Source organism: Streptomyces sp. NPDC005262, from assembly GCF_042872425.1.
Lineage (GTDB): Bacteria > Actinomycetota > Actinomycetes > Streptomycetales > Streptomycetaceae > Streptomyces.
Map to the genome: position 1 here is coordinate 573,276 of NZ_JBIAKK010000002.1, position 26,561 is coordinate 599,836.

At 70.5% G+C, this 26,561-nt stretch carries 20 protein-coding genes and 3 pseudogenes; 13 read left to right on the top strand and 10 right to left on the bottom strand.

Annotated elements, in window-relative coordinates; genetic code table 11:
- Positions 1 to 180: 180 nt before the first annotated feature.
- Positions 181 to 1,056 (top strand): PhzF family phenazine biosynthesis protein, encoded by an 876-nt coding sequence (locus tag ACFYP5_RS07760; protein ID WP_389031964.1) that lies wholly within the window; start codon positions 181 to 183, stop codon positions 1,054 to 1,056.
- A gap of 15 nt (positions 1,057 to 1,071) precedes the next feature.
- On the opposite strand, the gene ACFYP5_RS07765 is transcribed toward ACFYP5_RS07760, so the two are convergent.
- Both ACFYP5_RS07765 and ACFYP5_RS07770 read right to left on the bottom strand, forming a co-directional pair.
- Positions 1,072 to 2,022: an NAD-dependent epimerase/dehydratase family protein gene (locus ACFYP5_RS07765; protein WP_389031967.1), complete on the bottom strand. Its 951-nt coding sequence runs from the start codon at positions 2,020 to 2,022 to the stop codon at positions 1,072 to 1,074.
- Positions 2,019 to 3,002, bottom strand: coding sequence for a ScbA/BarX family gamma-butyrolactone biosynthesis protein (locus ACFYP5_RS07770; protein ID WP_389031970.1), 984 nt, complete (start codon positions 3,000 to 3,002; stop codon positions 2,019 to 2,021). Before ACFYP5_RS07770 ends, ACFYP5_RS07765 begins: the two co-directional genes overlap by 4 nt.
- A 131-nt stretch (positions 3,003 to 3,133) precedes the next feature.
- On the opposite strand from ACFYP5_RS07770, the gene ACFYP5_RS07775 reads away from it, so the two are divergent.
- From ACFYP5_RS07775 to ACFYP5_RS07785, 3 genes are all read left to right on the top strand, one after another.
- A complete protein-coding gene (locus tag ACFYP5_RS07775) occupies positions 3,134 to 3,796 on the top strand; it encodes a ScbR family autoregulator-binding transcription factor (RefSeq protein WP_389031972.1) in 663 nt (220 codons plus the stop codon).
- 195 nt (positions 3,797 to 3,991) lie between these two features.
- Complete coding sequence (locus ACFYP5_RS07780) at positions 3,992 to 5,140, top strand: serine hydrolase domain-containing protein (protein WP_389031975.1); 1,149 nt, start codon at positions 3,992 to 3,994, stop codon at positions 5,138 to 5,140.
- 200 nt (positions 5,141 to 5,340) lie between these two features.
- Positions 5,341 to 6,243 (top strand): glycosyltransferase family 2 protein, encoded by a 903-nt coding sequence (locus ACFYP5_RS07785; protein WP_389031978.1) that lies wholly within the window; start codon positions 5,341 to 5,343, stop codon positions 6,241 to 6,243.
- A 115-nt stretch (positions 6,244 to 6,358) separates the two neighbouring features.
- On the opposite strand, the gene ACFYP5_RS07790 is transcribed toward ACFYP5_RS07785, so the two are convergent.
- Positions 6,359 to 7,054 carry a hypothetical protein gene (locus ACFYP5_RS07790; RefSeq protein ID WP_389031980.1) on the bottom strand — a complete coding sequence of 232 codons (696 nt, stop codon included), beginning with the start codon at positions 7,052 to 7,054 and terminating at the stop codon, positions 6,359 to 6,361.
- Between the two features lie 417 nt (positions 7,055 to 7,471).
- Here ACFYP5_RS07790 and ACFYP5_RS07795 point away from each other — a divergent pair, with 417 nt between their 5' ends.
- Positions 7,472 to 7,681 (top strand): hypothetical protein, encoded by a 210-nt coding sequence (locus ACFYP5_RS07795; RefSeq protein ID WP_389031983.1) that lies wholly within the window; start codon positions 7,472 to 7,474, stop codon positions 7,679 to 7,681.
- A 97-nt stretch (positions 7,682 to 7,778) separates the two neighbouring features.
- Here ACFYP5_RS07795 and ACFYP5_RS07800 read toward each other — a convergent pair whose 3' ends face one another.
- The 5 genes and pseudogenes from ACFYP5_RS07800 to ACFYP5_RS07820 form a co-directional block, all read right to left on the bottom strand.
- Entirely contained in the window at positions 7,779 to 9,896 is a 2,118-nt protein-coding gene (locus tag ACFYP5_RS07800) for a glycoside hydrolase family 6 protein (protein WP_389031986.1), read from the bottom strand.
- A gap of 234 nt (positions 9,897 to 10,130) precedes the next feature.
- Positions 10,131 to 10,889, bottom strand: a pseudogene (locus ACFYP5_RS07805) (cellulose binding domain-containing protein); the annotation flags it as partial.
- 24 nt (positions 10,890 to 10,913) lie between these two features.
- Positions 10,914 to 11,606: pseudogene (locus tag ACFYP5_RS07810) on the bottom strand (hypothetical protein); the annotation flags it as partial.
- A 95-nt stretch (positions 11,607 to 11,701) separates the two neighbouring features.
- Complete coding sequence (locus ACFYP5_RS07815) at positions 11,702 to 14,446, bottom strand: glycoside hydrolase family 48 protein (protein ID WP_389032963.1); 2,745 nt, start codon at positions 14,444 to 14,446, stop codon at positions 11,702 to 11,704.
- A 250-nt stretch (positions 14,447 to 14,696) separates the two neighbouring features.
- Positions 14,697 to 15,032, bottom strand: coding sequence for an endo-1,4-beta-xylanase (locus ACFYP5_RS07820; protein ID WP_389031990.1), 336 nt, complete (start codon positions 15,030 to 15,032; stop codon positions 14,697 to 14,699).
- A gap of 715 nt (positions 15,033 to 15,747) precedes the next feature.
- On the opposite strand from ACFYP5_RS07820, the gene ACFYP5_RS07825 reads away from it, so the two are divergent.
- Positions 15,748 to 16,896 (top strand): winged helix DNA-binding domain-containing protein, encoded by a 1,149-nt coding sequence (locus tag ACFYP5_RS07825; protein WP_389031993.1) that lies wholly within the window; start codon positions 15,748 to 15,750, stop codon positions 16,894 to 16,896.
- A 187-nt stretch (positions 16,897 to 17,083) separates the two neighbouring features.
- On the opposite strand, the gene ACFYP5_RS07830 is transcribed toward ACFYP5_RS07825, so the two are convergent.
- On the bottom strand, positions 17,084 to 18,013 hold the full coding sequence (locus ACFYP5_RS07830; RefSeq protein ID WP_389031996.1) for a TIGR03619 family F420-dependent LLM class oxidoreductase: 930 nt from the start codon (positions 18,011 to 18,013) through the stop codon (positions 17,084 to 17,086).
- A 360-nt stretch (positions 18,014 to 18,373) separates the two neighbouring features.
- Between ACFYP5_RS07830 and ACFYP5_RS07835 the strand changes: the two genes are divergently transcribed.
- From ACFYP5_RS07835 to ACFYP5_RS07865, 7 genes and pseudogenes are all read left to right on the top strand, one after another.
- Positions 18,374 to 18,781, top strand: coding sequence for an archease (locus ACFYP5_RS07835; protein ID WP_389031999.1), 408 nt, complete (start codon positions 18,374 to 18,376; stop codon positions 18,779 to 18,781).
- 26 nt (positions 18,782 to 18,807) lie between these two features.
- Positions 18,808 to 19,791, top strand: a complete 984-nt coding sequence (locus tag ACFYP5_RS07840; RefSeq protein WP_389032002.1) for a CapA family protein — start codon at positions 18,808 to 18,810, stop codon at positions 19,789 to 19,791.
- A 5-nt stretch (positions 19,792 to 19,796) separates the two neighbouring features.
- Positions 19,797 to 21,224 (top strand): RtcB family protein, encoded by a 1,428-nt coding sequence (locus tag ACFYP5_RS07845; RefSeq protein ID WP_389032004.1) that lies wholly within the window; start codon positions 19,797 to 19,799, stop codon positions 21,222 to 21,224.
- Between the two features lie 295 nt (positions 21,225 to 21,519).
- Positions 21,520 to 22,161, top strand: a pseudogene (locus ACFYP5_RS07850) (dienelactone hydrolase family protein); the annotation flags it as partial.
- A 206-nt stretch (positions 22,162 to 22,367) separates the two neighbouring features.
- On the top strand, positions 22,368 to 22,790 hold the full coding sequence (locus ACFYP5_RS07855; RefSeq protein WP_030926101.1) for an RlpA-like double-psi beta-barrel domain-containing protein: 423 nt from the start codon (positions 22,368 to 22,370) through the stop codon (positions 22,788 to 22,790).
- Between the two features lie 11 nt (positions 22,791 to 22,801).
- Entirely contained in the window at positions 22,802 to 23,416 is a 615-nt protein-coding gene (locus ACFYP5_RS07860; protein ID WP_389032006.1) for a cell wall protein, read from the top strand.
- Positions 23,417 to 23,447: 31 nt separating this feature from the next.
- Entirely contained in the window at positions 23,448 to 24,347 is a 900-nt protein-coding gene (locus ACFYP5_RS07865; RefSeq protein ID WP_389032009.1) for a MauE/DoxX family redox-associated membrane protein, read from the top strand.
- A gap of 130 nt (positions 24,348 to 24,477) precedes the next feature.
- Here the strand turns inward: ACFYP5_RS07865 and ACFYP5_RS07870 are convergent, their stop codons facing one another.
- On the bottom strand, positions 24,478 to 26,523 hold the full coding sequence (locus ACFYP5_RS07870; RefSeq protein WP_389032012.1) for a glycoside hydrolase domain-containing protein: 2,046 nt from the start codon (positions 26,521 to 26,523) through the stop codon (positions 24,478 to 24,480).
- Between the last annotated feature and the right edge of the window lie 38 nt (positions 26,524 to 26,561).

Here is a 26,561-nt window from a genome sequence, read left to right on the forward strand (position 1 = left end):
GCGCCGCACCCGACCGCTTACGGCCGCACCCGGACGGGCTGGTGTGCGGCTGTCCGGCTCCTGCTGGGACGAAGGCGATGGCATCGCGAACTGCCACCGGGCCGGCGCCCCGGCCGCAGTTCGCGATGCCGGCCGTCCCGGTCGGGAATGCCCTGAACCGCAGGGTGGTTGACCTGCGTCATGACTCAGATTTCAGGCACCGAGGTCCTGCGCTACACCGCGTTCTCCGCCGACCCGGAGGGCGGCAACCCGGCGGGTGTCGTCCTCGACGCGTCCGGTCTCGACGAAGCGGCGATGCTCGCCGTCGCGGCCGAGCTCGGCTACAGCGAGTCGGCGTTCCTGACCGGGCCGGGCGAGTCGGGCGGATCGACCGGGACCGGTTACAGGATCCGCTACTTCAGCCCGAAGGCGGAGGTTCCGTTCTGCGGCCACGCGACTGTGGCGACGGCCATCGCCCTCGCCGAGCGCAACGGCCCCGGCGATCTGGTCTTCACCACGCTGGCGGGCACGGTCCCGGTCACCGTCGCCCAGGAGGGCGCCGAGCTCCGGGCCACTCTCACGAGCGTGGAACCCCACGTGACGGATGTCGCTGGGGACGACCTGGCCGAGGCGCTGGCCGCCCTGGACTGGCCGGCCGCCGACCTGGACCCGGCCCTGCCGCCCCGTATCGCCTATGCGGGCGCCCGCCACCTGGTGCTGGCCGCAGCGAGCCGCGAGCGGCTCGCCGATCTGGACTACGACTTCGCGCGCCTCGAAGCACTGATGCGCCGACTCGACCTGACGACGGTTCAGCTGGTGTGGCGTGAGTCGCCGGCCGTCTTTCACGTCCGCGACCCGTTCCCGGTCGGCGGTGTGGTCGAGGACCCGGCGACGGGCGCGGCGGCGGCCGCCTTCGGAGCGTACCTTCGCGAGCAGGCCCTCGTCCCGGATGCCGCGGTCCTCACCCTCCACCAGGGCGAGGACATGGGCCGTCCCGGCACGCTCACCGTCGAACTGCGTGCGGGCGACGCACGGGTGCGGGTGAGCGGTACGGGGAGGCGGATCCCGGCGGCGTAGTGACACTGCGGGCGGTCACCGCCCCAGGAACTGCCGGTACCAAGGGGCGTGCCGGGCGAAGGTGGCGTCGAAGCCCGCGCCCGGCTCACAGTCGACGTCCTGCCAGACCCGCTCGTCGGCGAACCAGTGGTCCACCGCGAGCATGTCCAGATGGTGCAGTGCGTAGGGGACTTCGGCCAGCCGGGCACGGGCGGCGTCGACGCCGACGTCCGTACCCGCCCAGGGCAGCCCGAGTTCGTCGATGACCGTCGAGAGCAGTTCCGAACAGGACACCGGCTCGGGGTGGTTGACGTGGCGGACGCCTGTCGGATCCTTCGGGGAGAGCGCCGCGCCGAGCAGCGCTCCGCCCAGCGTCTCGACGTCGATGAGCGAGTGCCGCGCCTCGCACCCGGTCAGTCCTGCCCTCAACTGGCCCAGCAGAGCGACGAGTCCGGGCACCGCCCAGCGGTCCCCGGCGCCGTACACGATGTGCGGACGCAGTACGGCACCACCCGCGGCGAGGACGTGCTGCTCCGCGGCGGCCCGGGTCAGGCTGGTGGCCGAGGCGGGGGCGGGCTCCACCCGGCCCGGTGTCAATTCCGTGAACGGGCCGCGCCCGTATACGGATGCCGTGCTCAGGTGGACGATCCGGGCGACGCCGCTGCGGGCGGCCTCATCGACCAGGGCGCGGGTGCCGTGGTCGTTGACGGTCGTGGCCGTCGCCGCGTCGCCGCCGATCTGCGACGCGCAGTGGATCACTGCGTCGATGCCGTCGCAACTGCCCTGCAGCGAGGCGGGATCGGCGAGATCCCCGTACACGGCCTCGACGCGGGTCCCGATGCCGGTGACGAGGTCGCCACCGCTGTCGAGCGCGGTCCGGTGCGTCATCAGGCGCAGGCGGGCCCCGGGGATCCGGCGCGCGGCGGCCACGACGTGGCTGCCGATGAATCCGGTCGCTCCGGTGATGAGGACGCGCGGCCCCGTCACGGCCGGATGCCCTCTGCCTCTTCGGTGCGGTCCGGCGAGTCGAGCGTGCTGGTGAAGACCGGTTCGCCGTCCTGGGTGGCCCGGACGTGCACCCTGGTCGTCGACCGGGTGTCCGCCGGAACGATCCAGGCCTCGATCCAGCAGGGGCGGTCGAGCTCGACATAGCGGAGGAAGGCGGCCTCCAGCGACACCGGCAGGAAGGCGCGCCCGGGCCGGACGGCATTGGCGGCCTGACGGGCCGCCTCCAGCAACAGGATTCCCGGCACATGGTCGTTGGGACGGCCGAAGAGGGTCGGATGTCCGGTGTCGAGCCGCAGCCGCCAGAGACCCTGACTCGGAGTCGGTGCCAGCACCACGTCACGCTCCGAGGCCCGGCCCGCATCGCGCGGTGCGACGGACGGAAGGAGGGGGACGGGTGCGCCCATCCCGGCGCGGTGGTTCCCCCGCAGTCGCTCGTACGCCTTGGCCGACGTGCAGCTGATCCGGCCGCCGCCGGTTGCGATCCGGTTGCCGCTGCGATGCAGGAGCAGTTCCAGGCTCATGGAACCGAGGCCCCGGCCCCGCCGCTTGATCCGGGAGCACGAGACGTCCACGGTGACGTCCCAGGATCCGTCGGGGTGGTCGAGGTGCTCGGGGCGCGCGCCCAGGGCGAGGCGTTCGGGCGAGGAGATGTATCCCAGTTCCCACATCACGAACTGGTCCCCGACCGGAACGTCGAATTCGGCGTGAGCGAGGAGCATCGTCGTCTGCCGCATGGTCTCCGCGATCAGCAGTGGATCCTGGTAGCGGCCCGCCACGGGGGCGAAGAAGCGGTGCGCACGCGGCCAGCGGGCCGACACCGAGAACTGGGTGTCGGTCTGTCTGGTCCAGCCGGTGGGGAAGACGTCCTCGGGATCGGACCGGTGGACCAACTGCCGTGGAAATTCGGCCTGTCTGCCTTTGGGTGGCACCGAAACGGTGCGTGAGACGAGCTGAACCATGAAGTTCCCCCCCAGAGGATCCATGCAGGAGGCCGATCACCCCCCGCAGTAAGATACTGACAGCCCGGTTTTCCTTTCCAGCCAGAACCCTGTGGCGCTGACCACGCCACGACTAGAGAGACACGTAGCTGATGGCACAGCAGGCGCGCGCGATCCAGACTCGACGGTCGATCCTGGTGGCGGCCGCCGCCGTTTTCGACGAGCGCGGCTACAGCAGCGCCACCATCAGCGAGATCCTCGCCCGGGCGGGGGTGACCAAGGGCGCGCTGTACTTCCACTTCAATTCGAAGGAAGAGCTGGCGCTCGGCGTGATGGACCTCCAGCTGGACACCGTTCCGCTGCCGCCTCAGCTGACAAAACTCCAGGAACTGGTCGACCAGGGCATGCTGCTCGCCCACCAGCTCCGAAATGAACCACTGGTGCGGGCCAGTGTCGGACTGGCGATGGACCAGGCGGTCGAGGGCCTCGACCGGGGTACCCCGTTCCGGGCCTGGATAGATCGGCTCGAACATCTGCTGAGCGCGGCGAGGAACCAGGGCGAGCTCCTGCCGCACGTCCAGCCGGGTGAGACCGCGGAGCTGCTGGCGGGCGCCTTCTCCGGCGTACAGGTGATGTCCCAGGTCCTGTGCAACCGCGAGGACCTGGGGCGCCGGATCTCCGTACTGCTCCACTACATCCTGCCGAGCATTTCGACGCCCGCCGTGCTGGCCACCCTCGACATGGCCGAGGACCGCGGCGAACGGCTGTACGCCTCTCTCGAGTCCGTACCGGGCCAGGCCGCCGCCACCGGCTGACCATCCGGAACCGTCCGGTCCGGCCGGTGACCGTACCGGACGGTCTTCGATGACGGCCGACGGCAGAGGCCGGTGGAACGCCCCCGGCACCGACCTCGGCAGAGCCGATCGGGCGTAATCGACGTGAACGGTCCGATGATTCGCGGCGGCGGCGGAAGTCTTGGTTCCGACCGCACGAATCAAGAGGGTGGACCGATGACGACCGACCTGCACGAGATCCTGGATGCGCACGTCAGCAAGGGGCCGGTGCCGGGCGCGGTGGGCCTCGTGGCCCGGGGCGACCGGACCGAGGTGCGGGCGACCGGTTCGGCCGACATCGAAGGCACGGCACCGATGGCGCGGGACTCGATCTTCCGCATCGCCTCGATGACCAAGCCGATCGTCGCCGCCGCGGTCATGATGCTGGTCGAGGAGGGCCGGATCGCGCCGGACGAACCGGTCGGCCGATGGCTGCCGGAGCTCGCTTCGCCGAAGGTGCTCCGCACCCCGTCCGGTCCGCTCGACGACGTGGTCCCGGCGATCCGGCCCATCACCGTGTTCGACCTGCTCACCTTCCGTGCCGGGTACGGCTTCCCGTCCGACTTCACGCTGCCGGGAGTCGCCCCGCTGTTCAGCGAGTTGAAGCAGGGGCCGGAACCGGCGGACGTCCCGCCGCCGGACGAATGGATGGCGACGCTGTCCCGTATCCCGCTGCTGAACCAACCGGGCGAGGCCTGGCTGTACAACACCTGCTCGGACATCCAGGGTGTGCTGATCGCCCGGGTCTCGGGCCGTTCGCTGCCGGAGTTCCTGGACGAGCGGCTGTTCGCGCCGCTGGGCATGGTGGACACCGGTTTCGCGGTACCGGCCGCGCAACTCGACCGGTTCACCAGCCTCTACCGCATCGATCCGCACGGCGATCCCCAGCTGGTGGACGCCCCCGGCGGGCAGTGGAGCAGCATGCCCGCGTTCCCGTCCGGCGCGGGCGGCCTGGTCTCGACCCTCGACGACTGGCTGGCCTTCGCCCGCATGATGCTCGCCGACGGCACGTTCGCCGGCCGCCGGCTGCTGTCACCCGCATCGGTGCGCCTGATGACCACCGACCATCTGACCCGGCCCCAGCGCGAGGCCAGTGGACTGTTCATCGAGGGCCAGGGGTGGGGCTTCGGAGGCTCGGTGGATGTCCGGACGGCCCAGCCGTGGAACGTACCGGGCCGCTACGGCTGGATCGGCGGCACCGGCACGACGGGGCACTTCGTCCCGTCCACCGGAGCGGTCACGATCATGCTCAGCCAGCTGGAGATGACGGGGCCCACGCCGCCCGCGCTGATGCGGGACTTCTGGCGGTATGCGGCGGACGCCTGAGGCCGCCGTCCGCGTGCGTCGCCCGGACGGACCTCTCGCCGGCACTTCGCGGCGACGAGTGCCCGACGCCACCCCCGGCTCCGACGGCCCGACGTCGAATACCGGAGCGCGGTCAACCCGCCGTGACAGGGCGGCAGCCGGAACCTGAACAGCAAACGACTACGATCACGGGCACCGCAGCGAGCCCAGGAGTGCTGACCTTGTCCGAACCGCGCATCGGCGTATCCATCGTGACCATGGGCGACCGCCCGCAGCAGGTCGAAGCCCTGTTGGCCTCGATCGCCATACAGGACGTCCTGCCGACCCGGCTCGTCGTCGTGGGCAACGGCACCTCGCTGCCGGACTTCGCGACCGTCCCCGGCATGTCCGGCCTGGCCGGCGGTGTGACCACGATCGAGCTCGACGAGAACCTCGGCTGCCCCGGCGGCCGTAACGTCGCCATCCGCCGGCTCACGGAACTCGGTGACGTGGACGTCGTCGTCGAACTGGACGACGACGGACTCCTCGTCGACAGCGGTGTGCTGCGCAAGGTCCAGGAGATGTACTCCGCCGATCCGAAGCTCGGCATCGTCGGCTTCCGCATCGCCGACGAGCACGGCGAGACGCAGCGCCGCCATGTCCCCCGGCTGCGCGCCACCGACCCGATGCGCCGCGGCCCGGTCACGGCGTTCCTCGGCGGCGGCCACGCACTCTCCATGAAGATGCTCGCCGAAACCGGCCCGTGGCCCGCGGAGTTCTTCTTCACGCACGAGGAGACGGACCTGTCCTGGCGGGCGCTCGATGCGGGCTGGAAGATCCTTTACGAACCCGACCTGCTGCTCCAGCACCCCAGGACGTCCCCGGCCAGGCACTCGGTCTACTACCGGATGACGGCCCGCAACCGGGTCTGGCTGGCCCGCCGTAACCTGCCGCTCCCCCTGGTCCCGGCCTACCTGGGCATCTGGACCCTCCTCACCGTGGCCCGCACCCACTCTGCCGCGGGTCTGCGCGCCTGGGCCGGCGGCTTCGCCGAGGGCGTCCGCACCCCGTGCGGCCGACGGCAGCCGATGCGGTGGCGCACGGTGTGGCGCATGACGATGCTGGGGAGGCCGCCGGTCATCTGAGGGCGCCGCCACCCCGTGGGGCGGAGCCTTACGGGGTGGCGGCGCGTGCGCCGGACCGACCACGAGTTGCCCGTCGGGATCCCCACGCCGGTGGCGGACTCGCCGCCGGGCACGCTCATGCGAATCCCTGCCAGGAGGCCGTGGGGGCGGTCGAAACCTGCCACTGGTCGAGGATGCCGTCCCAGTCATGCATCGGTGCGGAGCCGAAAGTGGAGGATGAGGACTGCTGGTCCCATACCGCCTCGTGGTGCGGCGGCCGAGGCTGGCTGGGGTAGTACCACTGCCGGGGCTGGGGCATGGCGGGCGCTTCCGCGCCGTCGACGCGACGATGCCGGCCGGAACGGTCCAGCGACGGCGAGGCGTGTGTGAGGCGGCCCTGTGCCTCCAGGTACCGGGTGCGTGCGACGAGGCGGGGGAGATCGAGACCGAGCTCGCTTGCCAGCACGGCGAGGTCGGTCCCGGTGCTCCACGCTCCGACCAGGACCGCGTCCACGGCTGTCGACGACGCCGTCACGTGGGCCGGTTCGTCAATGGTCGCAGTGTGAGGGGGAGTTGGAGGTGCGGCCGGAGTCTCGTGGGGCACATGCCTTTCCTCCGGTTCCGGGTACGGCGGGCATCCATCCGTGTCTTCGGCAGGGGGTTTGTAGGCATCGGCAGCGTGATGGTCCAGGAGCGTCTTGGCGATCGCCCGGGCGTCGTCCTTGCCCACGGTGCGGCGGGCCAGGCGTACTTCGCGTTCATGGAGCCCGAGGAGTTCCGCGACGGTCCCGTCGCTGCCCAGCGTCACCGCGAACGCGGCCAGGGTCCGCATGCGGTCCGCATTTCGTTCGTCAAGGTCCCCCTGCGCACGGCGTACATCCTCGTCATTCCCGAAATAGGCCCGCGCCAGTACGGCATGGCGCTCCCACATCTCCCTCGGTTCCATGCCCGGTGCAACGTCTCTGTTACGGATTTGAAGCGATATTCGATCTAAAGGCATCAAGAAAGGTGAAACGCCATCTAATCATTCTGTGCCGCACTCTAGTTACTCATATGGGTGCTGATCGTTACCACCGTCATGAACGCACCCACATCTGCCACCGCTACCGCTACCGGCAGAGGCGCCGCGACATCCGTTCCGCACCCCTCGCAGGCCCCCCGGGCATCGCATGCCCGGCCGCATCCGCGGCCCCAGCTGGACGCGCCGCACGGAGCACGCACATCACGGGGGCAGTTCACCAGCGCGTTCGTGGCAGGTCAGACGTACGCCGAGGCGGCGAGCGAGACACCGCTGTACGCCGAACTGGTCGCAAGCTGGACTGCGAGCGCCGCTACGGTGCCCGGGATCCCCGACACCGAATGGCAACGCCTGACCTCCTACCAGTCCTTCCTCCGTGAGGTCGAGTCGGTCCTCAGAGACCTTCGCCCCCACCGAGCCCCCGACATGCTGCGCAGATGAGGTGTCGCGGCAACGGGACGCCCGCCGCTCCCGCCGCCGCGACACTGAAGCGGCAACGGGAGCGACGGAACCGGTGGTGCAAGGGGTGACGGGCAGGTCAGGGGGCGGTGCCCCAGGTGAGAGTGGAGCCCACGTAGACACCGATCTTCGACGCGTCGGCGTAGGCCGTGTTGGTGGTGCGGCTGTAGTCGTCGGCCTCGTCGAAGTTCGACCAGTCGCTCTTGTTGAAGCGCAGCTGGATCTCCCCGGTGGAGGCCCCCGCCGCCAGGCTGCCGCTGCCGAAGCCGACCTCCAGGTAATGGCTGGCCCCGGCAGCCGAACTGCCGGAGGCCGTCACACCGGTGGTCACGCTGCCGCAGCCCAGCACCGCGTAGTCGCAAGCGGTGCCGAAGGTGCTCGCACCGGCCTCGGGAGTGAACCAGTAACGCACCTTCACCGTGGACAGGTTGACCGCGGTGCTCCCGGTGTTGACCAGTTGCAGGCCCATCCGGATCTGGTTGTCGGTGGCCGAGGAGTCGTTGTTCTTGTACTGGACCTTGAGGGTGCCGGTGCCGGTTCCGCCGCCCGCGGACGTGGTCGCCGAGACGGCGGCGGAGGCCGCCGAGACGTTCCCGGCCGCGTCCCGGGCCTTGACCGTGTAGCTGTACGCCGTCGAGGCGGTGAGCCCCGTGTCGGTGAACGAGGTCGTGGCCGAGGAGCCCACCTGCACCCCTGCGCGGTACACGTCGTAGGCGGTCACGCCGGTGTTGTCGGTCGAGGCCGACCAGGACAGCGAGACGCTGCCGCTCGTCTTCCCCGTGACCGTCAGGCCGGTCGGCACGGAAGGCGCCTGGGTGTCGTCGTCATTGCCGCCGCCGTCGAGGGGCGGGTACGCGTTGCGCACCAGCTCCTGGAACTGGGCGGAGAACCAGTGGCCCGCCAGCGGCGAGTCGGACAGCGCGCCGGTCAGGTTGTTGCCGTTGCGCCCGTTGCCCGTGTATGTCGGGTCGCACATCCGGTCGAAGCCCTTGCCCTCGTCGTTCTCGATGGGCCGGCTGTTGCCGTCCGACTCGCCCGGGGGCTTGGCCCAGACGTAGGCGTCGATGCCGGCCGCGGGGGCCGACTTGGGCCGCTCGCCGATGCCCGCGCCCTTCTGGTTGCACCAGTTCCCCGGGTGGATGCGCCGGTCGACGCGGCCACCGTTGACATAGTCGTCCACATTGGTCGTCGGTCCCGCGCCCGCGGGCCGGGCGCTGCCGCCCCAGCCGTTACGGGCGGTGTCGATGAGCATGCCGATGCCGGAATCGAAGCCGCCGCGGCTGACCAGGAGCGAGCGCAGTCCCTGGGCGTAGGTCAGCTCGTCCACGTACTGATTCCAGTCGACCCACTTCGACTGACGCACGGTCGTACCGTTCACCGAGTCGGTGACCTTGAAGTACGGCTCCTGGAGGGCGGAGTAGTTGGCCGTGTTCACGATGAAGCCGTGCACATCGGCGACGGTGGCGCCCTCACTGGTGGCGGCCTTCTTGAACTCGTCGACCGCCGGGGCGAGGTTGGTGTCCCAGCCGAGCCACCCGTGGTGCGCCGCGTCGATGTAGTTGTAGACGTTGGGAATGGCCGCCAGGGTGTGCAGGGCGTAGCCGACGCCCTTCTCGTAGTTGCCGTTCGCCTTCATCACCGCGCACGCCTCGGTGGCACCGGCCTCGCCGCCGGCGTTGGTGACGATGTTGGGCAGCGAGTCCGGTTCGATGACGGTGACGATCCGCAGGCTCGCGTAGGCGGGGTCGTCCAGGACGTCGGCGATGGGGTTGATGTACTCGGTCTTGTACCGGTCGAGCTCGGTGGGACCGAGCTCACCGTTGGAGGCCAGCGCGGCGCAGTCACGTCCAGGCAGGTCGTAGATGACGACCTGGAAGAGGTTCGCGCCCTGGTCGAGTGCCTCGTCGAGGTGCTCGCGCAGGCTCATCGCCTCGCCCGCGCCCTCGATGGCCGCGATGCGGTCCATCCAGACGAACGAGGGCTCGTCGGCGATGACGCTGCCACCCGGCTCCGCGGCGGCCTTGGCGGACCACTGCGGGTTCACATACGCCTTGGCGCCGACGTACGGGTTGTCGACGCGGGCCGCGGCGGAGGCCGGGGTGGGAACGGTCACGGCCAGGGCGGCTCCGATCGCCAGCGCGAAGAGCGCGGCGAACTTCCTGCGTATCCCGTGCAGCGTGGAACTTCGTGATCTCATTGCGGCTCCGTATTCCTTTCGTACGTACGCCTCCGGGCAATCCCCGAGGGCGGGTTCAGGGGTCGTTCTGGGACTCCGCGGTGCCTGCGGCTCGATACCTCTTGCTCGTCGGGGAGCTCGGGAGGACTGTCCTGGGCGGGTGCGTGGCCGGGGCGGTGTCCCGATGGCGGGAGGAGCGGGGTGGGCATCCCGCCATCGGGAGTGCGCAGTTGTGCCGTGCGGACCGGTGGGGTCTCAGGGGGCGGTGCCCCGGGCGAGCGTTCCGTCGACGTACACGGCCACCTTCGAGGCGTCGACATAGGAGGTGTTCGTCGCCCTGCTGTAGTCGTCGGCCTCGTCGAAGTTGGACCAGTCGGTCTTGTTGAGCCGGAGCTGGATCCCACCGGTCGAGGCGCCCGCGGCCAGGCTGCCGCTGCCGAAGCCGGCCTCCAGGTAGTGGTCGGCGCCCGGTCCGGTGCCGGCGGCGGACACCACGCGATGCGTCACACTGCCAAAGCCGATCGCGGCCCAGTCGCAGTTGGTGCTGTACGTGGTGGCGCCGGACTCGCCGCTGAACCAGTAGCGGACCGTGACGTCCGACAGATCCACGGGTTGCGTGCCGGTGTTCACCAGCTGCAGGCCGGGCCTGATCTGGTTGTCCCCGGGAGACGAGTCGTTGTTCTTGTACTGCGCCTTCAGCGTGCCGTTCCCGGTGCCGTCGCCCGCCGCGGTCGTCGCCGTGACCGCGGCGGAGGCCGCCGAAGTGTTCCCGGCGGCGTCCCGGGCCCTGACCGTGTAGCCGTACGCCGTCGAGGCGGTGAGGCCGGTGTCGGAGAACGACGTGGTGACCGTGGTGCCGGCCTTCACGCCGTCCCGGTAGACGTCGTACGCCGTGACGCCGGTGTCATCCGTCGACGGTGTCCAGGACAGGGCGGCGGTGGTGCTGGTCGTCCCGGTGACCCGGAGGTTCGCCGGCGTCGACGGTGCGACGGTGTCGCCCCCGCCACCGCCGTCCGCGCTCGCCGTGAAGGAGAAGCTCTTGGTGCCGAGGCCCTGGCCGCCCTGCCAGATCTCGAACCCGGCCTCGGCGTCGATCAGATAGTGCGCGGGATCGATCTGGCCGCGCGTGACGGCGTCGTCGATCAGGCTCTTCACATCGAGATCGGCGAACTCGGTGGCACCCTGCTGCAGTACGTACGAGATGACCTTCCAGCCGGAGGCGCCGGGACCCGTCCAGACGTCCCACGCCTTGCCGTCGAGCTGCACCGTGCCGGTGCGGGATCCGATCGGCTGGGCTCCGCCGCGGTGGTTCATCCAGATCATCACCTCGGTCCCGTCCGGCTGGTCGTCGGTGACGGGAGCCGAGTTGAACCAGAGGTCCATCGAGACGTTGTACGCACCCGAGCCGACCTGGGTCGTGGACCAGGAGGTGCGGGTACTGGCGAGTTCGTCGACGCGCAGCGGCAGTCCGCTGTCCGTCGTACACGCGCCCCAGTGGCAGCCCTTGTAGCTGGACGGGTACGTGGCCGGGGCGCCGTTGGTCGGCAGGGCGAAGGACGACTCCGTGACGCTCCAGGCCCCGGTTTCCGGGTCGACGCCCACACACTGGCGGGCCGTGGAGTTCCACTCGTTCTGCTGGTAGATGTACTCGCCGCCCTGGAGCTCGGTGGTCCCCCAGGGGGTGCAGTCGGTCACCGGCGCAGCAGCGGCCGGAGCGGCGCCGGTGAGCATGGATGCGGCGGCGAGCAGCAGCGCCGCGGCGGTGGCGGCAAGGGGCGGGAACCAGCGGCCGCGGTGGCGGCCCGCCGTGTTCGTGAGTAGTCCGCTCACGGTTCCACTCCCCAGGCGAGAGCCGAGCCCACATAGGCGGCGAGGCGGGGCGCGTCGGCGTAGCCGGTGTTGGTGGCGCGGCTGTAGTCGTCGGCCTCGCTGAAGTTCGACCAGTCGGACTTGTTGAGTCGCAACTGCACCTCGCCGGTCGATGCGCCCGCGGCGAGGCTGCCCGCGCCGCCGGTGAAGCCGACCTCCAGGTAGTGGTCGGCGCCGGTCTTCGGGCTGCTGACCGTGACCACCGTGTGGTTGATGTTCGACGACCCGAGCGCGGCGTAGTCGCAGTACGTGGAGAAGGTGCTCGCACCGGCCTCGGAGCTGAACCAGTACCGGACCTTGACCGTGGACAGATCGACCGGGGCGCTGCCCGTGTTGACGATCTGCAGCCCGAGCCTGATCTGGTTGTCGGTCGCCGACGAGTCGGTGTTCTTGTACTGGACCTTCACCGAGCCTGTTCCGCCACCGCCTGATTTCGTGGTGGCGGACACGGTCGTGGAGAGCGCCGAGGTGTTGCCGCCCGCGTCCCGCGCCGCCACCGCGTAGCTGTACGCGGTCACGGCGGCGAGGCCCTGGTCCGTGAACGTCCGCGTCGTCGCGCTGCCCGCGAGCACCCCGTTGCGGTACACGTCGTAGCCGGTGACGGCCACATTGTCGGTCGAGGCGGACCACGACAGCGACACGCTGTCGTTCGTGGTCGCGGTGACCGTCAGCCCGGCGGGCACCGTCGGTGGTTCGGTGTCGCCGCCGACGTCGCCCTCCACCAGCAGTTCGGCGTAGATCGAGAAGGCGAGCGCGAGCGCCGCCTGAGCCCAGAACCGGTGGTACGTAAAGGTGGGTGCCGCTCCGCCGTCCAGGTAGGCCTGGACCTTGGGCCAGTCCGGGTCGTCCCGGTACCAGGACCGCATGCCGATGAAGGTGACGCCCGGCTCCACCGTGTCGCCGCCCGGCATCTCGCCCGACCACCCGTCGGGCACGAACACCTCGTCGTCGAACCGGTTGTAGTCGGCCCTGGTCTCCGGTACCGCGATGCCCTTGTCGTCGGCGTTCAGTGCCATCGCGTCGAGCAGGGCCTTGGCCAGCGCCCCGGCGGCCGCGTCGCCCGATTTGGCGGCGTAGTAGGTCAGCGTCTTGACGTAGGCGGCGCCCACCCCGACGTCGTTGGAGTAGTCCACGACCGAGACGTGCAGTCCCGCGTTGTTCCCGGGGGACGTCGGGTTCCAGGTGTCCGGCTTGCCCGTCCAGTTGAGGGTGGAGGGGAAGCGGTAGCTGCCGTCGGCCCCGACGGTGGTCCGGCCGGAGGCCCAGGCGACCCATTTCGACAGCACGGCCTTGGCGGTCGCGTTGCCGGTGACGTGGTAGTACGCGGCGACGCGCTCCATGCCCCACACCTGGAAGCCGAACCAGTTGTTGCTCGGCGGGTCGTGGTAGACCGGCTGCCAGTCGTACGCCATGCCGTAGAACGTCGGCGTGCCGGCCGGCGGAGTTCCGTACTTCCCGTCCCAGCTGTTGGTGCAGCCCCCGGCGAACGCGCCTTCCGCGGACTGCAGCCACTGCAGGAACTCCAGCTGCCTGGTCAGACTCTTCGCCCAGTCGGTGCGCGCCGTGGCCGACTTGGGCGTCAGCGCCGGGACATTGGACAGAGCCCATGCGGCGAGCGGGTTCTGGTAGCCCTGGTGGGAGGCGCCGTCACCGATGCGCCAGGCCCACCCGCCGCCGCCCCCCGCGGCAGCGCCGCCCCAGGCGTAGTACCACGACAGCAGGTAGTGCTGGGAGTCACGGCCTGACGCGGCCGGGCAGGAGTTGGGATCCGTACAACTGCCGATCCGCTTGAAGTACTTGTCGAACATGGCATAGCGCAGGTAGTCACCCATCTTGGCGGCCTTGGCCACCGACGCCGCGATCTCACCCTCCTTGCCCTGGGCGGAGGCCCAGCGGTACGCCCAGTAGGCGGCCTGCACCGCGCGGGCGTCGGCGTCCGGCGCGTTGGTGTACTTCCACTGCTTGGCATAGCTCGCGTCGTCGACGAACAGGTCGAGAAAGCCGTTGGGCCCGCCGTAGTTGAAGAGATCGGTGGTCGGCTGCGGGATGGTCTCCCACACCGACTCCTGTGCGCCGCGCTGGTAGGTGTTGATGAACGAGGGTCCGGCCCCCGGCCCCGACTCGCCACCGGTGCCGGGTTTGTTGCCGTAGCCGTAGGTGTTGTCCAGGTCCATCAGCCAGTGCATGCCGTAGACGTCCATCGTGCCGTAGGACGAGGCCAGTTCCGTGGCGATGGGGTCGGAGCCGACCGGGACCGAACTGTTCAGGGCTGACGGGTAGTTGTCGGGCAACGGCCATTCGGGCGCGTAGGTCGCCGGGGAGCTCGGGTTGTACGCGTCGGCGGTGGACTGATCGGCGTGCTGCGGGATGATCGTTCGTTCCGCGATCACCCAGGCTTGATTGAAGGGGCCCCAGTCACCTGTCACCCGGCCGTACGCGGCCTCCAGCCACATCCAGAAACTGACGGCCTCGGAGGTCGTCTCGTGACCGTGGTCCGGCGCCTCGACCATCAGCGTCTCGGCCGAGTGGTACGGAAGGCCGTCCGGGCTGAAGTAGCCGTTTCCCGCCGCCTTGATCTTGCCGTACTGGGTGAGGAACGCCTGCGTGTACGGGTCGTCGGCAGCCGCGGCACGGGCGCCCTCGCCAGTAGGGGTGGCGGGCTTGGCCACGGCGGTGCCCTGGGTCAGGCCCATCGCGATCAGGCTGCCGGTCAAGGCGGCACTGAATGTTCTACGTGATATCGACACAAATCCTCCGTTGGCGGGTGTCGTAGGGGGAGGGGAGGGCTGTGCAGGTGGTACGGGCTGTCAGGGCTCGATGCCCCAGGCGAGTTCGCCGCCGATGCGGACCGCGACCTTCAGGGCATCCGCGTAGGGGGGCCCGGTGCTGCGGCTGCAGTCGTCGGTCTCGTCGAAGTTCGACCAGTCGGTCTTGCTCAGCCGCAGCTGGATCTCACCTGTGGAGGCTCCCGCCGCCAGGCTGCCGCTGCCGACCCCGACTGAACTGCCCCTGCTGCGGCTCGGTGGTGTCCCACTCCATGGAGTTGCCCGGAGCGATCTGACCGAATTCGGAACCCAGGGTCGCGGCGTAGGCGGTGTCGGGCAGTTCGGGGTTGTCGGTGGCGGAGCCGAAGTATTTCCCGTGGGCGGCGGCCAGGCCGTGCAGAGTGCTCTGCTCGGCTGCCGCGGCCGGCACTCCCGCCAGGGATGCGGCGACTGCACATGCGGTGAGTAACGGGACCGGCAGCCCGCCGGGGCAGCCGTGCGTGAAGCGCTTTACCAGACTCATGACATTCGCTTTCCTCGGCCGAGAACAGCCGGGGACATGGGTGCGCGACAGCACCCATGCCTCCGGTTCACGTCTCGAAGGTGTGGGGAGCGGAGGGTAAGGAAGCGTGCAAGTCTTGATGGTGGGAGCGCTCCCAAGGTGGCGTGGTGATAGGCACCTGTCAAGTGTTGAATCACAACTGCCTTACGCATTCGTTAACTTGGGCGCACACCGTCTGACCCTTCGCCGCGCACAACAGCAGGTCCGAGCCGGGGCGGCGATGCTGGATCACATGCGTCCCCGCCGCGCGGCCGGCGACCGCCGCCCTGCACCGCATACCGACCGGCCGACTCCCCTCTCCGGCGACCACCCACCCGGCCCCGTGCGCTCCGCCCCGGCACACCGCTACCGGAACGGCTCCTTCCGGAGGTCACCACCCGGCCCGTTACCGCGACAACCCGCTGGCCGGAAATCGCCCGACGAAGACCACCGCGCACGCCATCCGCACACCGGCCGGAATGCGCCTGCGGTCATCGGCCGCGTTCGAGCCCGATCGACGCCGGACTGCTGCGGACGGTTCCGCAACGGACCGCCCACGCACGGAAGTCCGCGTGGAAGAATCCCGCTGCGGTCAGCTCTCGATCGGGTGCCGGCGTACAGGTCAAGGTGCTCGGCCGAGCACTCCGCCGGCGTCTTCGTGCCGGGTTCACGACATGGGGAATGAGACGGTCACGGCATGAGAATCACGGCGCGAGAGCTCAACCGCTCCACGCTCGCCCGGCAGTTGCTGTTGCAGCGTGAGACGCTCGGCGTCGCGGATGCGGTACGGCGCGTGGTCGCACTGCAGGCTCAGCAGGCGGCGTCGCCCTACCTCGCGCTGTGGAACCGGCTCACCGGCTTCGACGCGGCCGACCTCGATACCGCCTTCGCCGGCCATGAGGTCGTCAAGTCGACCCTCATGCGGATCACGTTGCACGCCGTCCACGTCGACGACTTCCGGGCCTTTCATGAGGCCGTGCAGCCGTCGCTGCGTGCCGCCAGGCTGGGCGACCGCTTCACGGTGTCCGGGCTGACCGCCGAGGACGCCGACGCCCTGGTTCCGGAGCTGCTGGCGTTCGCCGACCGGCCGCGCACGGCTGCGGAGTTCATGGATTGGCTCACACGGCGGCTGGGCGCACCGCCGGATCCCGGCGCGTGGTGGGGGCTGCGGCAGTACACGCCACTGCTGCACGCACCCACCACGCCACCGTGGTCGTTCGACACCCGCCCGTCGTACGTCGCGCCCCCGACCCGGCCTGCACCGGCGGACCCGGAGATTGCCGCCGCGTCGCTGCAGACTCTGGTCCTGCGGTATCTCGAGGGGTTCGGGCCGGCATCGGTGGCGGACGTGGCACAGTTCACGCTGGTCCAGCGGGCCAGAGCCCGAACGGCTTTGCAGGCTCTTGCCGATGACGGTGGCATCGAGCGGCTGGAAGGGCCGAACGGCGAGGAGCTGTTCGACACCCCGGGCACATCGCGTCCGGACGGGGACACGCCGGCACCGCCCCGGCTGATGGCCATGTGGGACAGCATCCTGCTGGCCTACTCCGACCGCAGCCGTGTCATCCCACCGGACTACCGCACGCTCGTCATCCGCAGGAACGGCGACGTACTGCCGACCCTGCTGGTCGACGGGTACGTCGCCGGCACATGGCGTCCGGCCGAGGGAGGGATCGAGGCGACCGCCTTCCACCACCTGCCGGACGACGTCTGGGAGCAGCTCGCCGCCGAGGCACGGTCACTGACGGCCTTCCTCGCCGACCGCGAACCGGATGTCTATCGCCGTTACGACCACTGGTGGAGCAAGCTGCCGAGCGCGGGCGCCCGACTGCTCCCCGGAAAATGAGGCGGCGCCCCGAAGAGTCGCCGGGATCGCTCGGCGCGAACCATGGTGCGCGAGTTCCCCACGGTCCGCGGCGGACACGGGCGGACCGGGCGAAGCTGACCGGCACCCGATGAGGGGATGCAGTGGCGTGTCGGCCGCCGCGGTCCGTCCCGCCGGACGGCGGACCGCCACTCCCCCGGTGCGGCCGTCAGACGCCCGCAGCTCGGGCCGCCTGATACACCTCGGCCGCCACGTCGACGAGTTCGGCGGCGTCACGCGTCGTTGCCTGGAAGTCCAGCAGGATCTCGGATACGCCCGTTGCGGCGTGTGCGGCCAGGTCCTCGACGATCTGGGCCACGCTGCCCCGGAAGGGCTGCCGGTCCGCGCCCTCGTACGACTTGGCGCTGTACCTCGCGTTGGCGCGGACGCACACGCCGATCGGCCGGTCCCTGCCGTGCTCGGCAGCCAGGTCCTGCATCTTCCGCCACTGTTCGGCCAGTGTCTCGGCGCCCACGGCGACGGGCATCCAGCCGTCCGCCCGGTCCACCAGGCGGCGTGTGGCCCGCGGGCTGTGGGCCGGCAGATAGACCGGGATGGGGCGAACGGGCTTGGGACCGACCTCGGCCGGTGCGATGGTGGTCAGCTCGCCCCGGTAGGAGACGGGGTCCGGCCCCCAGACGGCCGCGCAGACGTCCAGCAGTTCGTCCAGGACTGCGCCGCGCTTCTCGAAGGGGGCGACCGAGGCGGCCGCGTACTCGTCGAGTGACCAGCCGGTTCCGAGGCCCGCGACCACCCGGCCGCCGCTCGCGACGTCGAGCGAGGCGAGCGAACGGGCCAGCTGGAACGGTACGTGGAGCGGGGCGATCAGGACGCTGGTGCCGAGCCGGGCCCGGCCGGTGGCCGCGGCGGCCAGTGCGAGGGTGACCAGCGGGTCGGCGACGCTGCGGTACTCATCGGGCCATGGCAGCCCCGGTACGCCGTACAGCCCCTGGGTGGCCGGCTCGGGAAAGAGCACGCGCTCGAAGACCCACAGACTCTCGTACCCGGCGTCCTCCGCCGCGCGTGCCACCGTGGCCACGTCGCTGCCGATGTCGTACTGCTTCATCTGGGGAAGACCGAGACCGAGCGAGACCGGCATGGGTGCACCCCTTCACGAGGACGACGAACAACTACCGTAGGTCACCTCTCGATTGCCCTTCGTCAACGAGGCGGATACCGGCGCGTGAACGTATCCGACGCCGCCGTGTGGTCGACGCGTGGCCTCAAGGCATCGATGGCCGAAACCCGCCCACTGCCGACGGCCTGCGACCTGTGCCGGCGTGCGCCGCCCTCGCGCAGGTTGCCCCCGAGCGGTGTACGGGACGACTCTGGAGGAGGCATCGCCTGCGGCTCGGGGATCCCGGCATCAGGCTGTGCATCCGGAGACGACGGAGAGGCGCCGACCGTGGACGGTCGGGAACCCGTGGGGAAGCAGCCCGGCGCGAGTGGACACGGCGCTGTGCCCCACACCGCGGACATGCGGGTGGAGGCGTGGTCGCCCACGGCCGAGGGGTGCATCGGCGAGGCGGTGCGCGCCATGGTGGAGGGCTTCGCCGACACGTCCGCGGCCGCGGTCGTCGGTGAACGCGCATCCGTGGTCACGGCGGAGTCCGACGTGGATCTGCTGGTGTCCGTCCTGGAGGAGGTCGTCTACCGGATGGATGCCGACGGTGAGATCCCGCTCGATGTGGAGGTGGGGTCCATCCGGCCGGCGGGAGCCGGCCGGAGCCTGTCGGTCCGCTTCCGGATGGCCGATGCCGACGCCGTCGTGCCGGTCGGCGCGGTACCGAAGGCCGTTTCGCTGCACGACCTGAACCTGTGCGGCGGGCCTGGCGGCTGGACCTGCCGGGTGACCCTCGACGTCTGAGTGCAGGACGGGAAAGGGACGGGATCATGGCGCTCACGGTGGCACTGGCCGGCGACACCATGCTCGGGCGCAGCGTCGCCGATGAGCTGCAGCGCTCGCCGACGCCGGGCACGCTGGTCTCCGCAGGGGTCCGGGAGGCGATCGCGGAGGCGGACCTGTTCGTGCTCAACCTGGAGTGCTGTGTCTCCGACCGCGGGCACCGCTGGCCCGACCCGCAGAAGGCCTTCTTCTTCCGCGCTCCCTCCGCCGCCGCGAAGGTGCTGGCCGAACTGGGCGTGAACTGTGTGACGCTTGCCAACAACCACGCTCTGGACTACGGGTTCGACGCCATGGCCGACACCCGCACCCTGCTGGCCGGGGCGGGCGTGCACGCGGTCGGCGCCGGGGCGGACGCACGCACGGCCCGGGAGTTCGCGGTGCTGGAGGCAGGCGGTGTGCGGCTTGCGGTGGTGGGCGTCACGGACCACCCGCAGGAGTACGCGGCCGGGGCGGACAGTCCCGGTGCTGCCTGGGCCGATCTTTACGCGGGGGTGCCCGACTGGCTGACGGAGTCGGTGGGCCGGGCCGCCGCGGCGGCGGACGTCGTGCTGGTCACCCCGCACTGGGGGCCCAACATGACCTCGCGGCCGCCACGTCACGTCTCGGCCGCTGCCCCGGAGCTGCTGGCGGCGGGAGCGACGCTGGTCGCCGGGCACTCCGCCCATGTGTTCCACGGGATCGCCGACCGGATCCTGTACGACATGGGCGACTTCGTCGACGACTACGCCGTGGACCCGGTCCTCCGCAACGACCTGGGGCTCCTCTTTCTGGTGACCCTGGACGGCCCGGATGCCGCGCACCTGGTTCCCGCCCGGGTGGAGGCGGTACCGCTGGCCCTGGACTACTGCCACACCCGGCTGGCGCGCGGCGAGGACCGGGAGTGGATCCGCGAGCGGCTCACCACCGCCTGCGCCGGGTTCGGCACCGCCGTCGCCGATCGCACCGGCCGGCTGACGGTCGACTGGAGGTGAGGGACGTGGACATCGCACTGGTGGAGAAGGGCCCGTACCGCTTCCGTATCGAGCAGCGGGAACCCATGCGGGTACCCGGGATGGTGTTCGCCTCGCGGGCGCTGCTGCCACAGGCGGCCGGGGACAAGGCGCTGGAGCAGGTGGCGAACGTGGCGACCTTGCCCGGCATCGTCCGCGCCTCCTTCGCCATGCCCGACGTCCACTGGGGCTACGGCTTCCCCATCGGCGGGGTGGCCGCCACCGACATCTCCCACGGCGGCGTGATCTCGCCCGGCGGCGTCGGGTTCGACATCTCCTGCGGCGTGCGACTGCTGGCCGCCGACATCGACCATGACGCGCTCGGCCACGACCGGCTGCGGCGGCTGATGGACATCCTCGACGGCACCATCCCGCGCGGCATGGGCCGCGGCGGCCTGTGGAAGCTCTCGGGCGCCGGGGAGATCGACGAGCTGCTGGTCGGCGGCGCCCGGTACGCGGTCGCGCACGGGCATGGTGTGCCGCGCGACCTCGCGCGCTGCGAGGACTACGGCGTCCTGGACGGCGCGGCCCCGGGGCAGGTGAGCAGGCGCGCCGTCGAACGCGGCCTCCACCAGGTGGGAAGCCTCGGGTCGGGCAACCACTTCCTGGAGGTCCAGGCCGTCGACCAGATCTTCGACGCGGCGACCGCGGCGGCCTTCGGGCTGCGGACGAGCCAGGTGTGCGTCATGATCCACTGCGGCTCGCGCGGACTGGGTCACCAGGTGTGCACCGACCACGTCCGCGTGATGGACCAGGAACTGCACCGGCACAGCATCCAGGTTCCGGACCGACAGCTGGCCTGCACGCCGGTCGAGTCCCCGCGGGGCCAGGCCTACCTGGGGGCGATGGCGGCAGCCGCCAACTACGGCCGGGCCAACCGCCAGCTGCTGTCCGAAGCCACCCGCCGCGCCTTCGCGACGGCTGCGGGAGTCGGTCTGGAGCTGGTCTACGACATCTCGCACAACACGGCCAAGCTCGAGACCCACGAAGTGGACGGTGTGGCACGTCGGCTGTGTGTCCACCGCAAAGGCGCGACGCGAGCGCTGCCGCCCGGCGACCCGAGCCTGCCAGAGGACCTCGTCCGGGCGGGCCAGCCGGTACTGGTCCCCGGGACGATGGGCACCGCCTCGTACGTGATGGTCGGCCTGCCCGGCAACGAAGTCTTCCACTCCGCCTGCCACGGTGCCGGCCGGGTCTGGAGCCGCCACCACGCGCTGCGCATGGTCCGCGGGGAGCAGCTTCGCGGCGAGCTGGAGGCCCGGGGCATCGCCGTACGCCCGTCCTCGTGGCGTGGTCTCGCCGAGGAGGCGCCTGAGGCGTACAAGGACGTCGACACGGTCATCGCGGTCACCGAGGGCGCCGGACTCGCCCGGCCGGTCGCCCGCCTGGTTCCGCTGGGCGTCGTCAAGGGGTGAGCCCGTACCGAGCGGGAGGGGCGGGCGCGGCTTCTCCGGAGGCCGGGACGGCTGCCCGGTGGGCTCCGGCGGTGAAGTCGTCCGGCGCTCGCGTCTCGGCGGAACGCGAGTAGCGTGGAATCCGGTGGAAAGCCGCCAGGAAGTCCGTCGTAGGCCGCCAGCGGTGACGACGGATGGATGTCCTGGGTGGCGGACAACATCGGGCGGAAGAGCCCGCCTTCTCGAGGGAATCGAGCAGCGGCACGAAAACGCAGCAACCGTGGGAGCTGCGGGAGGAGCGGGGATGGCGGCCGCGGATGTCGTCGTGCACGCCGGACCGGTCGGGCTCGGCGGGGAGCTGACGGTCCCCGCCGGGGCCACGGGCATCGTGGTGTTCGCCCACGGCAGCGGCAGCAGCCGGCACAGCCCGCGCAACCGCTCCGTCTCGACCTCACTGAACCAGGCCGGGCTGGCCACTCTCCTGTTCGACCTCCTCACGGCGGAGGAGGAACTGGACCGGGCCAACACCTTCGACACCGCCCTGCTGGCCGGCCGCCTGACCGGCGCCACCCGCTGGCTGCTCGACCGGCCCGAGACCCAGGGCTTCGCGGTCGGCTACTTCGGGGCCAGCACCGGTGCGGCCGCCGCGCTGTGGGCGGCGGCGGAGCCGGACTCCCCGGCCGTGGCGGTCGTCTCGCGCGGCGGCAGGCCCGATCTGGCCGGGCCCCGGCTACCGGCGGTGACCGCGCCCACGCTGCTCATCGTCGGAGGCGATGACGAGGTGGTGCTGGACCTCAACCGCCAGGCCCAGGCACTGCTGCGCTGCGAGAACCGGCTCGCCGTGGTCCCCGGCGCCACTCACCTGTTCGAGGAGCCCGGTGCTCTCGGGAAGGTGGCGGCACTGGCCGGAGAGTGGTTCGCCGGACACCTGGGTCGTCGAGCAGGACCGCAGGGCTGAGCGCCGGCTCGCCGAGCGGCCGACGAAGCCTCGACGATGCGGAACGAGGCCATCTATGCAACCCGCTTGTCTACGCGCATCATTGGGTTGCTTCGCTCGCACAACCATCCCCGGCCGCAACACGGGCATCCCCGCTTCACTTGCGCGCGTCGACGGCCGGTCCAGTGTTTGTCATGAACTTGTCACTTCCTAGGAGGGGCAACACGATGGCTTGCGGATCTACCAGCCTGTGGGCCGGTGAAACCAGCTGGTTCTGCTGCGGCAACGCCTGGGGGCCGTGCTCCAGCGCAGGCGGCGGCGCCTGCGGCAACTGCCAGTCCAGCGCACACCACGGCGCATGGCCCAACGCCTCACAGGCGTGCTGGAACATCACCCGGCCCGACCTCTGCGGCGAGAACATCCCCAGACGCGGCTGCGGCGCGGTGATGAACGTCAAGCACCAGTGCTCGGGCGCGACGGTGTGCATCACGATCACCGACTGCGGCCCGCGCACCAAGGACTGGTGCGGCGAGGCGACTTGCTGCAACGGCACCTGTCGCACCAACCGCGTCCTCGACCTGACGCCGGCCGCCTTCTCGGCGATCGGCAACCTGAGCTCGGGCAAGCTGCCCGTCTACATCTACGAGTGAGGAGGACCGACATGACCGTACGACACGACCGGGCCGACGGGATGCGCCGCCGGCGCTTCCTCACCAATGCCGCCCTCGGCGGCGCGACCATCATCGGCGCGACCGCGCTCGGCGGCCTCGACGCCGAGGCCGCCTTCGCCGCGGAACCCTCGCTCGACCCCGCGATAGCAAGGTCCACCTTCGTGGAGGGCCGCATCACGGGCATCACCGGCAGCATCCTGGAGGTGGCCGGATCCAATGGCGGCCACTCCCGGGTCCAGATGACCAACGTCACCAGCGTGTGGAAGGTGCGCGCCACCACAGCCGAAGTGATCGAGGCCGGCGACGGGCTCTACGCACGCGGCGTCAAGATGCCGGACGGCACCGTGGCCGCCGACGCGGTGTGGGTGAACATCGTGAATCTGGACACGCAGATCCGCGGCATCGCGAAGAACCGGCTGCACCTCGCCCACGGGCAGCACGAACTGGTCGGCCACGTCGCCCCGGACGCCAGCGCCTCCTACGCGGGCCGCGCGCTGACGTCCGACCTGTCCCGGCTGCGCATCGGGCAGAGCGCCCAGGTGCTCGGTGCCTGGCGGCCGTCCGACAACTCCGTGGACGTCGTCCGCATCTCCGTCGGGCACTGATACAGGCCCAAGGACACAGAGAGAGGTAGAGATGCTGTCACTGACAACGGGCCTCGCCCCGCTGGTCCTCGCGGGCCTGCTCGGGTGGACCGGAGCGGTCAAGGTGTTCAGCCGGGGCACCGCACAGCAGGCGCCGAAGACGGCACTGGCCCGCATGCTGCGCAGCAGTGAGCGGGCCACGACGGTGCTGCGTGCGACCGGCGCAGCTGAACTCCTGATCGCCGCAGGTCTGCTGACAATCCCGGCGAACCCCGTGCCGGGGGCCGCCGCCGCGGTCCTCGGGGCGGGCTTCCTCGGCTACCTCGGCTACGGCCGGGCCGTGGCACCGGAGTCCTCCTGCGGCTGCTCGGCAAGTGAGGACACCCCCATCACCTGGCGGGCGTTCGCGCGGGCGGCGGTCGTGCTCATCGGCGGGGCCACGGTGGCGGCGGCACAGGACACCTGGTGGCCGGCGGTCTCCGAACGGCCTGCCGGTGCCCTGGTCTTCCTGGCCGGGGCTGCGGTGGTTCTCGTCGCCCTCTCGGCCGACCTCGACCGGTGGTGGCTGCTGCCGCTGCGCCGGACGAGGCTGCGTGTCTTCGGGCACCCGCTCCTCGGCACCGCCACCGACCAGGTGCCCGTCGCGGCGAGCGTCGAACTCCTGGAGAACTCCCTCGCCTGGCAGGCCGCCGCACCAGTGGTCCGGTCCGCCTTGCTGGACCACTGGGAGGACGACGGCTGGCGCATTCTCCAGTACTCGGGTGTGTACGGGGACCGGGAGAACGCCCGCCCGGTCGCGGTGGTGTTCGCACTCGACGCCACGGCGGGCCGGGACACCGGTGACGACCCGATCGTCCGTGTCAGTTATGTCGACGCGGACAGCGGGGAGGCGGTGGCCGTGGACGAACTGCGCGCGGCGCCGTCGCGGAGGATCCTGCCGATGGCAGGCTGACGGCCGGGCCGGCTCGCCGGCCCGCGCACACCTCCGGAGAACATCGCGGCGGCAGCGCCGGACCGAAAGCCGGGTCCGGCGCTGCCTGCTCCGGGCTGCCCCGGGTTGCCGTCGTCGAGAGGCCGGTGCCTCACCAGCCGCCGGAGCTGATCTCGACGCGGGCGTTGAGGCCGCCCTTGCCGGTGCCCTTGTAGAAGTAGAGCTTTCCGGTGGCACCCGGTTCGGACTTGACGGCCATCAGGTCACCCGTACCGTCACCGGTGAAGTCGGCGCCGGCGTAGTCCGAGATGCCGTTCCAGCCACGGGAGCCGATCTCGGTGCGGGAGGGGCCGGAGTCGATGGTGCCGTTGCCGTGGCCCTTGTAGAGGTAGAGCTTCCCGGTCGACTTCTCCGTGGCGACGATGTCGTCCCTGCCGTCCCTGTTCATGTCACCGGGACTGACGATCTTGTCCATGCCGTTCCAGCCGTAGGAACCGATCTCCGTCCGGGAGGAGCCGCCGTCGATGGTGCCGTTACCGCGACCCCGGTAGAGGTAGAGCTTCCCGGTCGACTTCTCGACACCGCCGAGGTCATCCCTGCCGTCACCCGTGAAGTCACCGACGAAGATGTTGCTCATCCCGTTCCAGCCGCCGGAACCGATCTCCGTCCGGGAGGGGCCGCCGTCGATGGTGCCGTTGCCGTGGCCCTTGTAGAGATAGAGCTTCCCGGTCGACTTCTCCGTGGCGACGATGTCGTCCCTGCCGTCCGAGTTGAAGTCACCGACGGCCAGATTCGCCATGCCGTTCCAGCCGCCCTTGCCGATCAGCAGCGGCGGCGACGTCAGGTTTCCCGTGCCCGTACCGGGGTAGAGCCACAGGTTGCCCGTCGCCACCTGAACGGCCACCAGGTCCTTCTTGCCGTCCCCGTTGAAGTCACCGGCCGTCAGGTTTGTCATACCCGGGTCGCCCGTGGTCGCACCGGCGCCGACGTCGACGTAGTTCCGGTCGATGTTGATCGTCGTCCCGCTGTACGACTCGGTGACATTGCCCGAGTACTGGTGAACACGCTGATGGTTGGCCCAGTACCCGGCCGGGATGTTCACGTCGGCGGTGTTGGCCACACCGTTCCAGTTGCCGACCCAGACCACGTCCGGACGTACCAGCGTCGTGGACGAGTAGACGGAGGCGAGGTCCTTGATGCCACTGGCGGACGAGCTGTACACGCCCGACCGGTAGCGCAGTTCGTGCATCCGCGCGGACCAGCCTGAGAGGTAGTTGAGGACGTTGGTGCGGTACCCCGAGGAGTACGCCTCCATGTCGATGTAGAGCACGGTGCCGGGGACGAATCCGAGCGCCTGTGCCAGATCCACAGCCGCGTCGGCGGCCGCCCGGCCCTGGCTGGTGGCGCTCGAGGAGGAGATGCTCCCGGCTTGGAGGCCCGCGTAGATGGGGAGCAGATGCCAGCCACGGCCGCTCTGCTCGGCCACCCATGAAGCGGTGAGGTTCGGCTGGGAGCAGGCCCGGCTCGGTCCGCCGATGTAGATACCCACGCCTCTGTAGGGCGAGGAAGCCCAGTCCGCCATGGCGCCCGAGGAGGGTGCCGAGCAGGCATCGAAGGCTTTGCCGGTGTAGCCGGTGCTCGGGATCGCGGAAGGGGCGGCCGAGAACGTCGGCGCCCGGGGCGTCGGAACCGTCTGCGGCTCGGCCGTGCTGCCGGTGGTGGCGGAGCCCAGGATCTCCGCGATCGCTGCCGTCGACGAGCCGTAACTGACGGTTGCGTAGACGCCTGCGCCTTCGAAGGCCAGCCGTACTTCCCGGGAGTCCCCGGCCGGGAGGGCCCTGGGAGCGGAGGAGCCCGCCGGGACGTTCACGGTGGGCACATCCTCTCGGGGTGCAGCTCCGGTGAACGGCTCCAGCACAATCGCTTCGGTCTTCGCCGCGATCAGGTGGGTGGGGCAGGACTGGCGGGCTCCCGGATGCCCCAGGTACACGGTGTGCTGATCGAGTCGTACGCAGGCGTTCGGTTCCTTCTCCAGGTCCACCAGCCTCCACCCGGCCGGTACGTCGATGGAGAGTCCGCCGTACTCGACGTGGTTGCGCGACTCCGCCGCCGAAGCGGCGGAGGGCTGGAACATGGCGGTCAGTCCGATGGCGGCGATGAAGGCAGAAGCTGAACGGCGCAGATGTCGGATCTTCATTCTCTCTTCCCGGAGTTGGGCCGATGGGGCACGGCCGG

Excerpts from the sequence above, each read along its gene's own strand:
- ACFYP5_RS07760 (WP_389031964.1), top strand. The coding sequence starts at position 181 with ATGACTCAGATTTCAGGCACCGAGGTCCTGCGCTACACCGCGTTCTCC.
- ACFYP5_RS07770 (WP_389031970.1), bottom strand. The coding sequence starts at position 3,002 with ATGGTTCAGCTCGTCTCACGCACCGTTTCGGTGCCACCCAAAGGCAGA.
- ACFYP5_RS07780 (WP_389031975.1), top strand. The coding sequence starts at position 3,992 with ATGACGACCGACCTGCACGAGATCCTGGATGCGCACGTCAGCAAGGGG.
- ACFYP5_RS07865 (WP_389032009.1), top strand. The coding sequence starts at position 23,448 with ATGCTGTCACTGACAACGGGCCTCGCCCCGCTGGTCCTCGCGGGCCTG.
- ACFYP5_RS07870 (WP_389032012.1), bottom strand. The coding sequence starts at position 26,523 with ATGAAGATCCGACATCTGCGCCGTTCAGCTTCTGCCTTCATCGCCGCC.
- ACFYP5_RS07825 (WP_389031993.1), top strand. The coding sequence starts at position 15,748 with ATGAGAATCACGGCGCGAGAGCTCAACCGCTCCACGCTCGCCCGGCAG.
- ACFYP5_RS07775 (WP_389031972.1), top strand. The coding sequence starts at position 3,134 with ATGGCACAGCAGGCGCGCGCGATCCAGACTCGACGGTCGATCCTGGTG.
- ACFYP5_RS07790 (WP_389031980.1), bottom strand. The coding sequence starts at position 7,054 with ATGCGGACCCTGGCCGCGTTCGCGGTGACGCTGGGCAGCGACGGGACC.
- ACFYP5_RS07820 (WP_389031990.1), bottom strand. The coding sequence starts at position 15,032 with ATGAGTCTGGTAAAGCGCTTCACGCACGGCTGCCCCGGCGGGCTGCCG.
- ACFYP5_RS07830 (WP_389031996.1), bottom strand. The coding sequence starts at position 18,013 with ATGCCGGTCTCGCTCGGTCTCGGTCTTCCCCAGATGAAGCAGTACGAC.
- ACFYP5_RS07855 (WP_030926101.1), top strand. The coding sequence starts at position 22,368 with ATGGCTTGCGGATCTACCAGCCTGTGGGCCGGTGAAACCAGCTGGTTC.
- ACFYP5_RS07800 (WP_389031986.1), bottom strand. The coding sequence starts at position 9,896 with ATGAGATCACGAAGTTCCACGCTGCACGGGATACGCAGGAAGTTCGCC.
- ACFYP5_RS07860 (WP_389032006.1), top strand. The coding sequence starts at position 22,802 with ATGACCGTACGACACGACCGGGCCGACGGGATGCGCCGCCGGCGCTTC.
- ACFYP5_RS07840 (WP_389032002.1), top strand. The coding sequence starts at position 18,808 with ATGGCGCTCACGGTGGCACTGGCCGGCGACACCATGCTCGGGCGCAGC.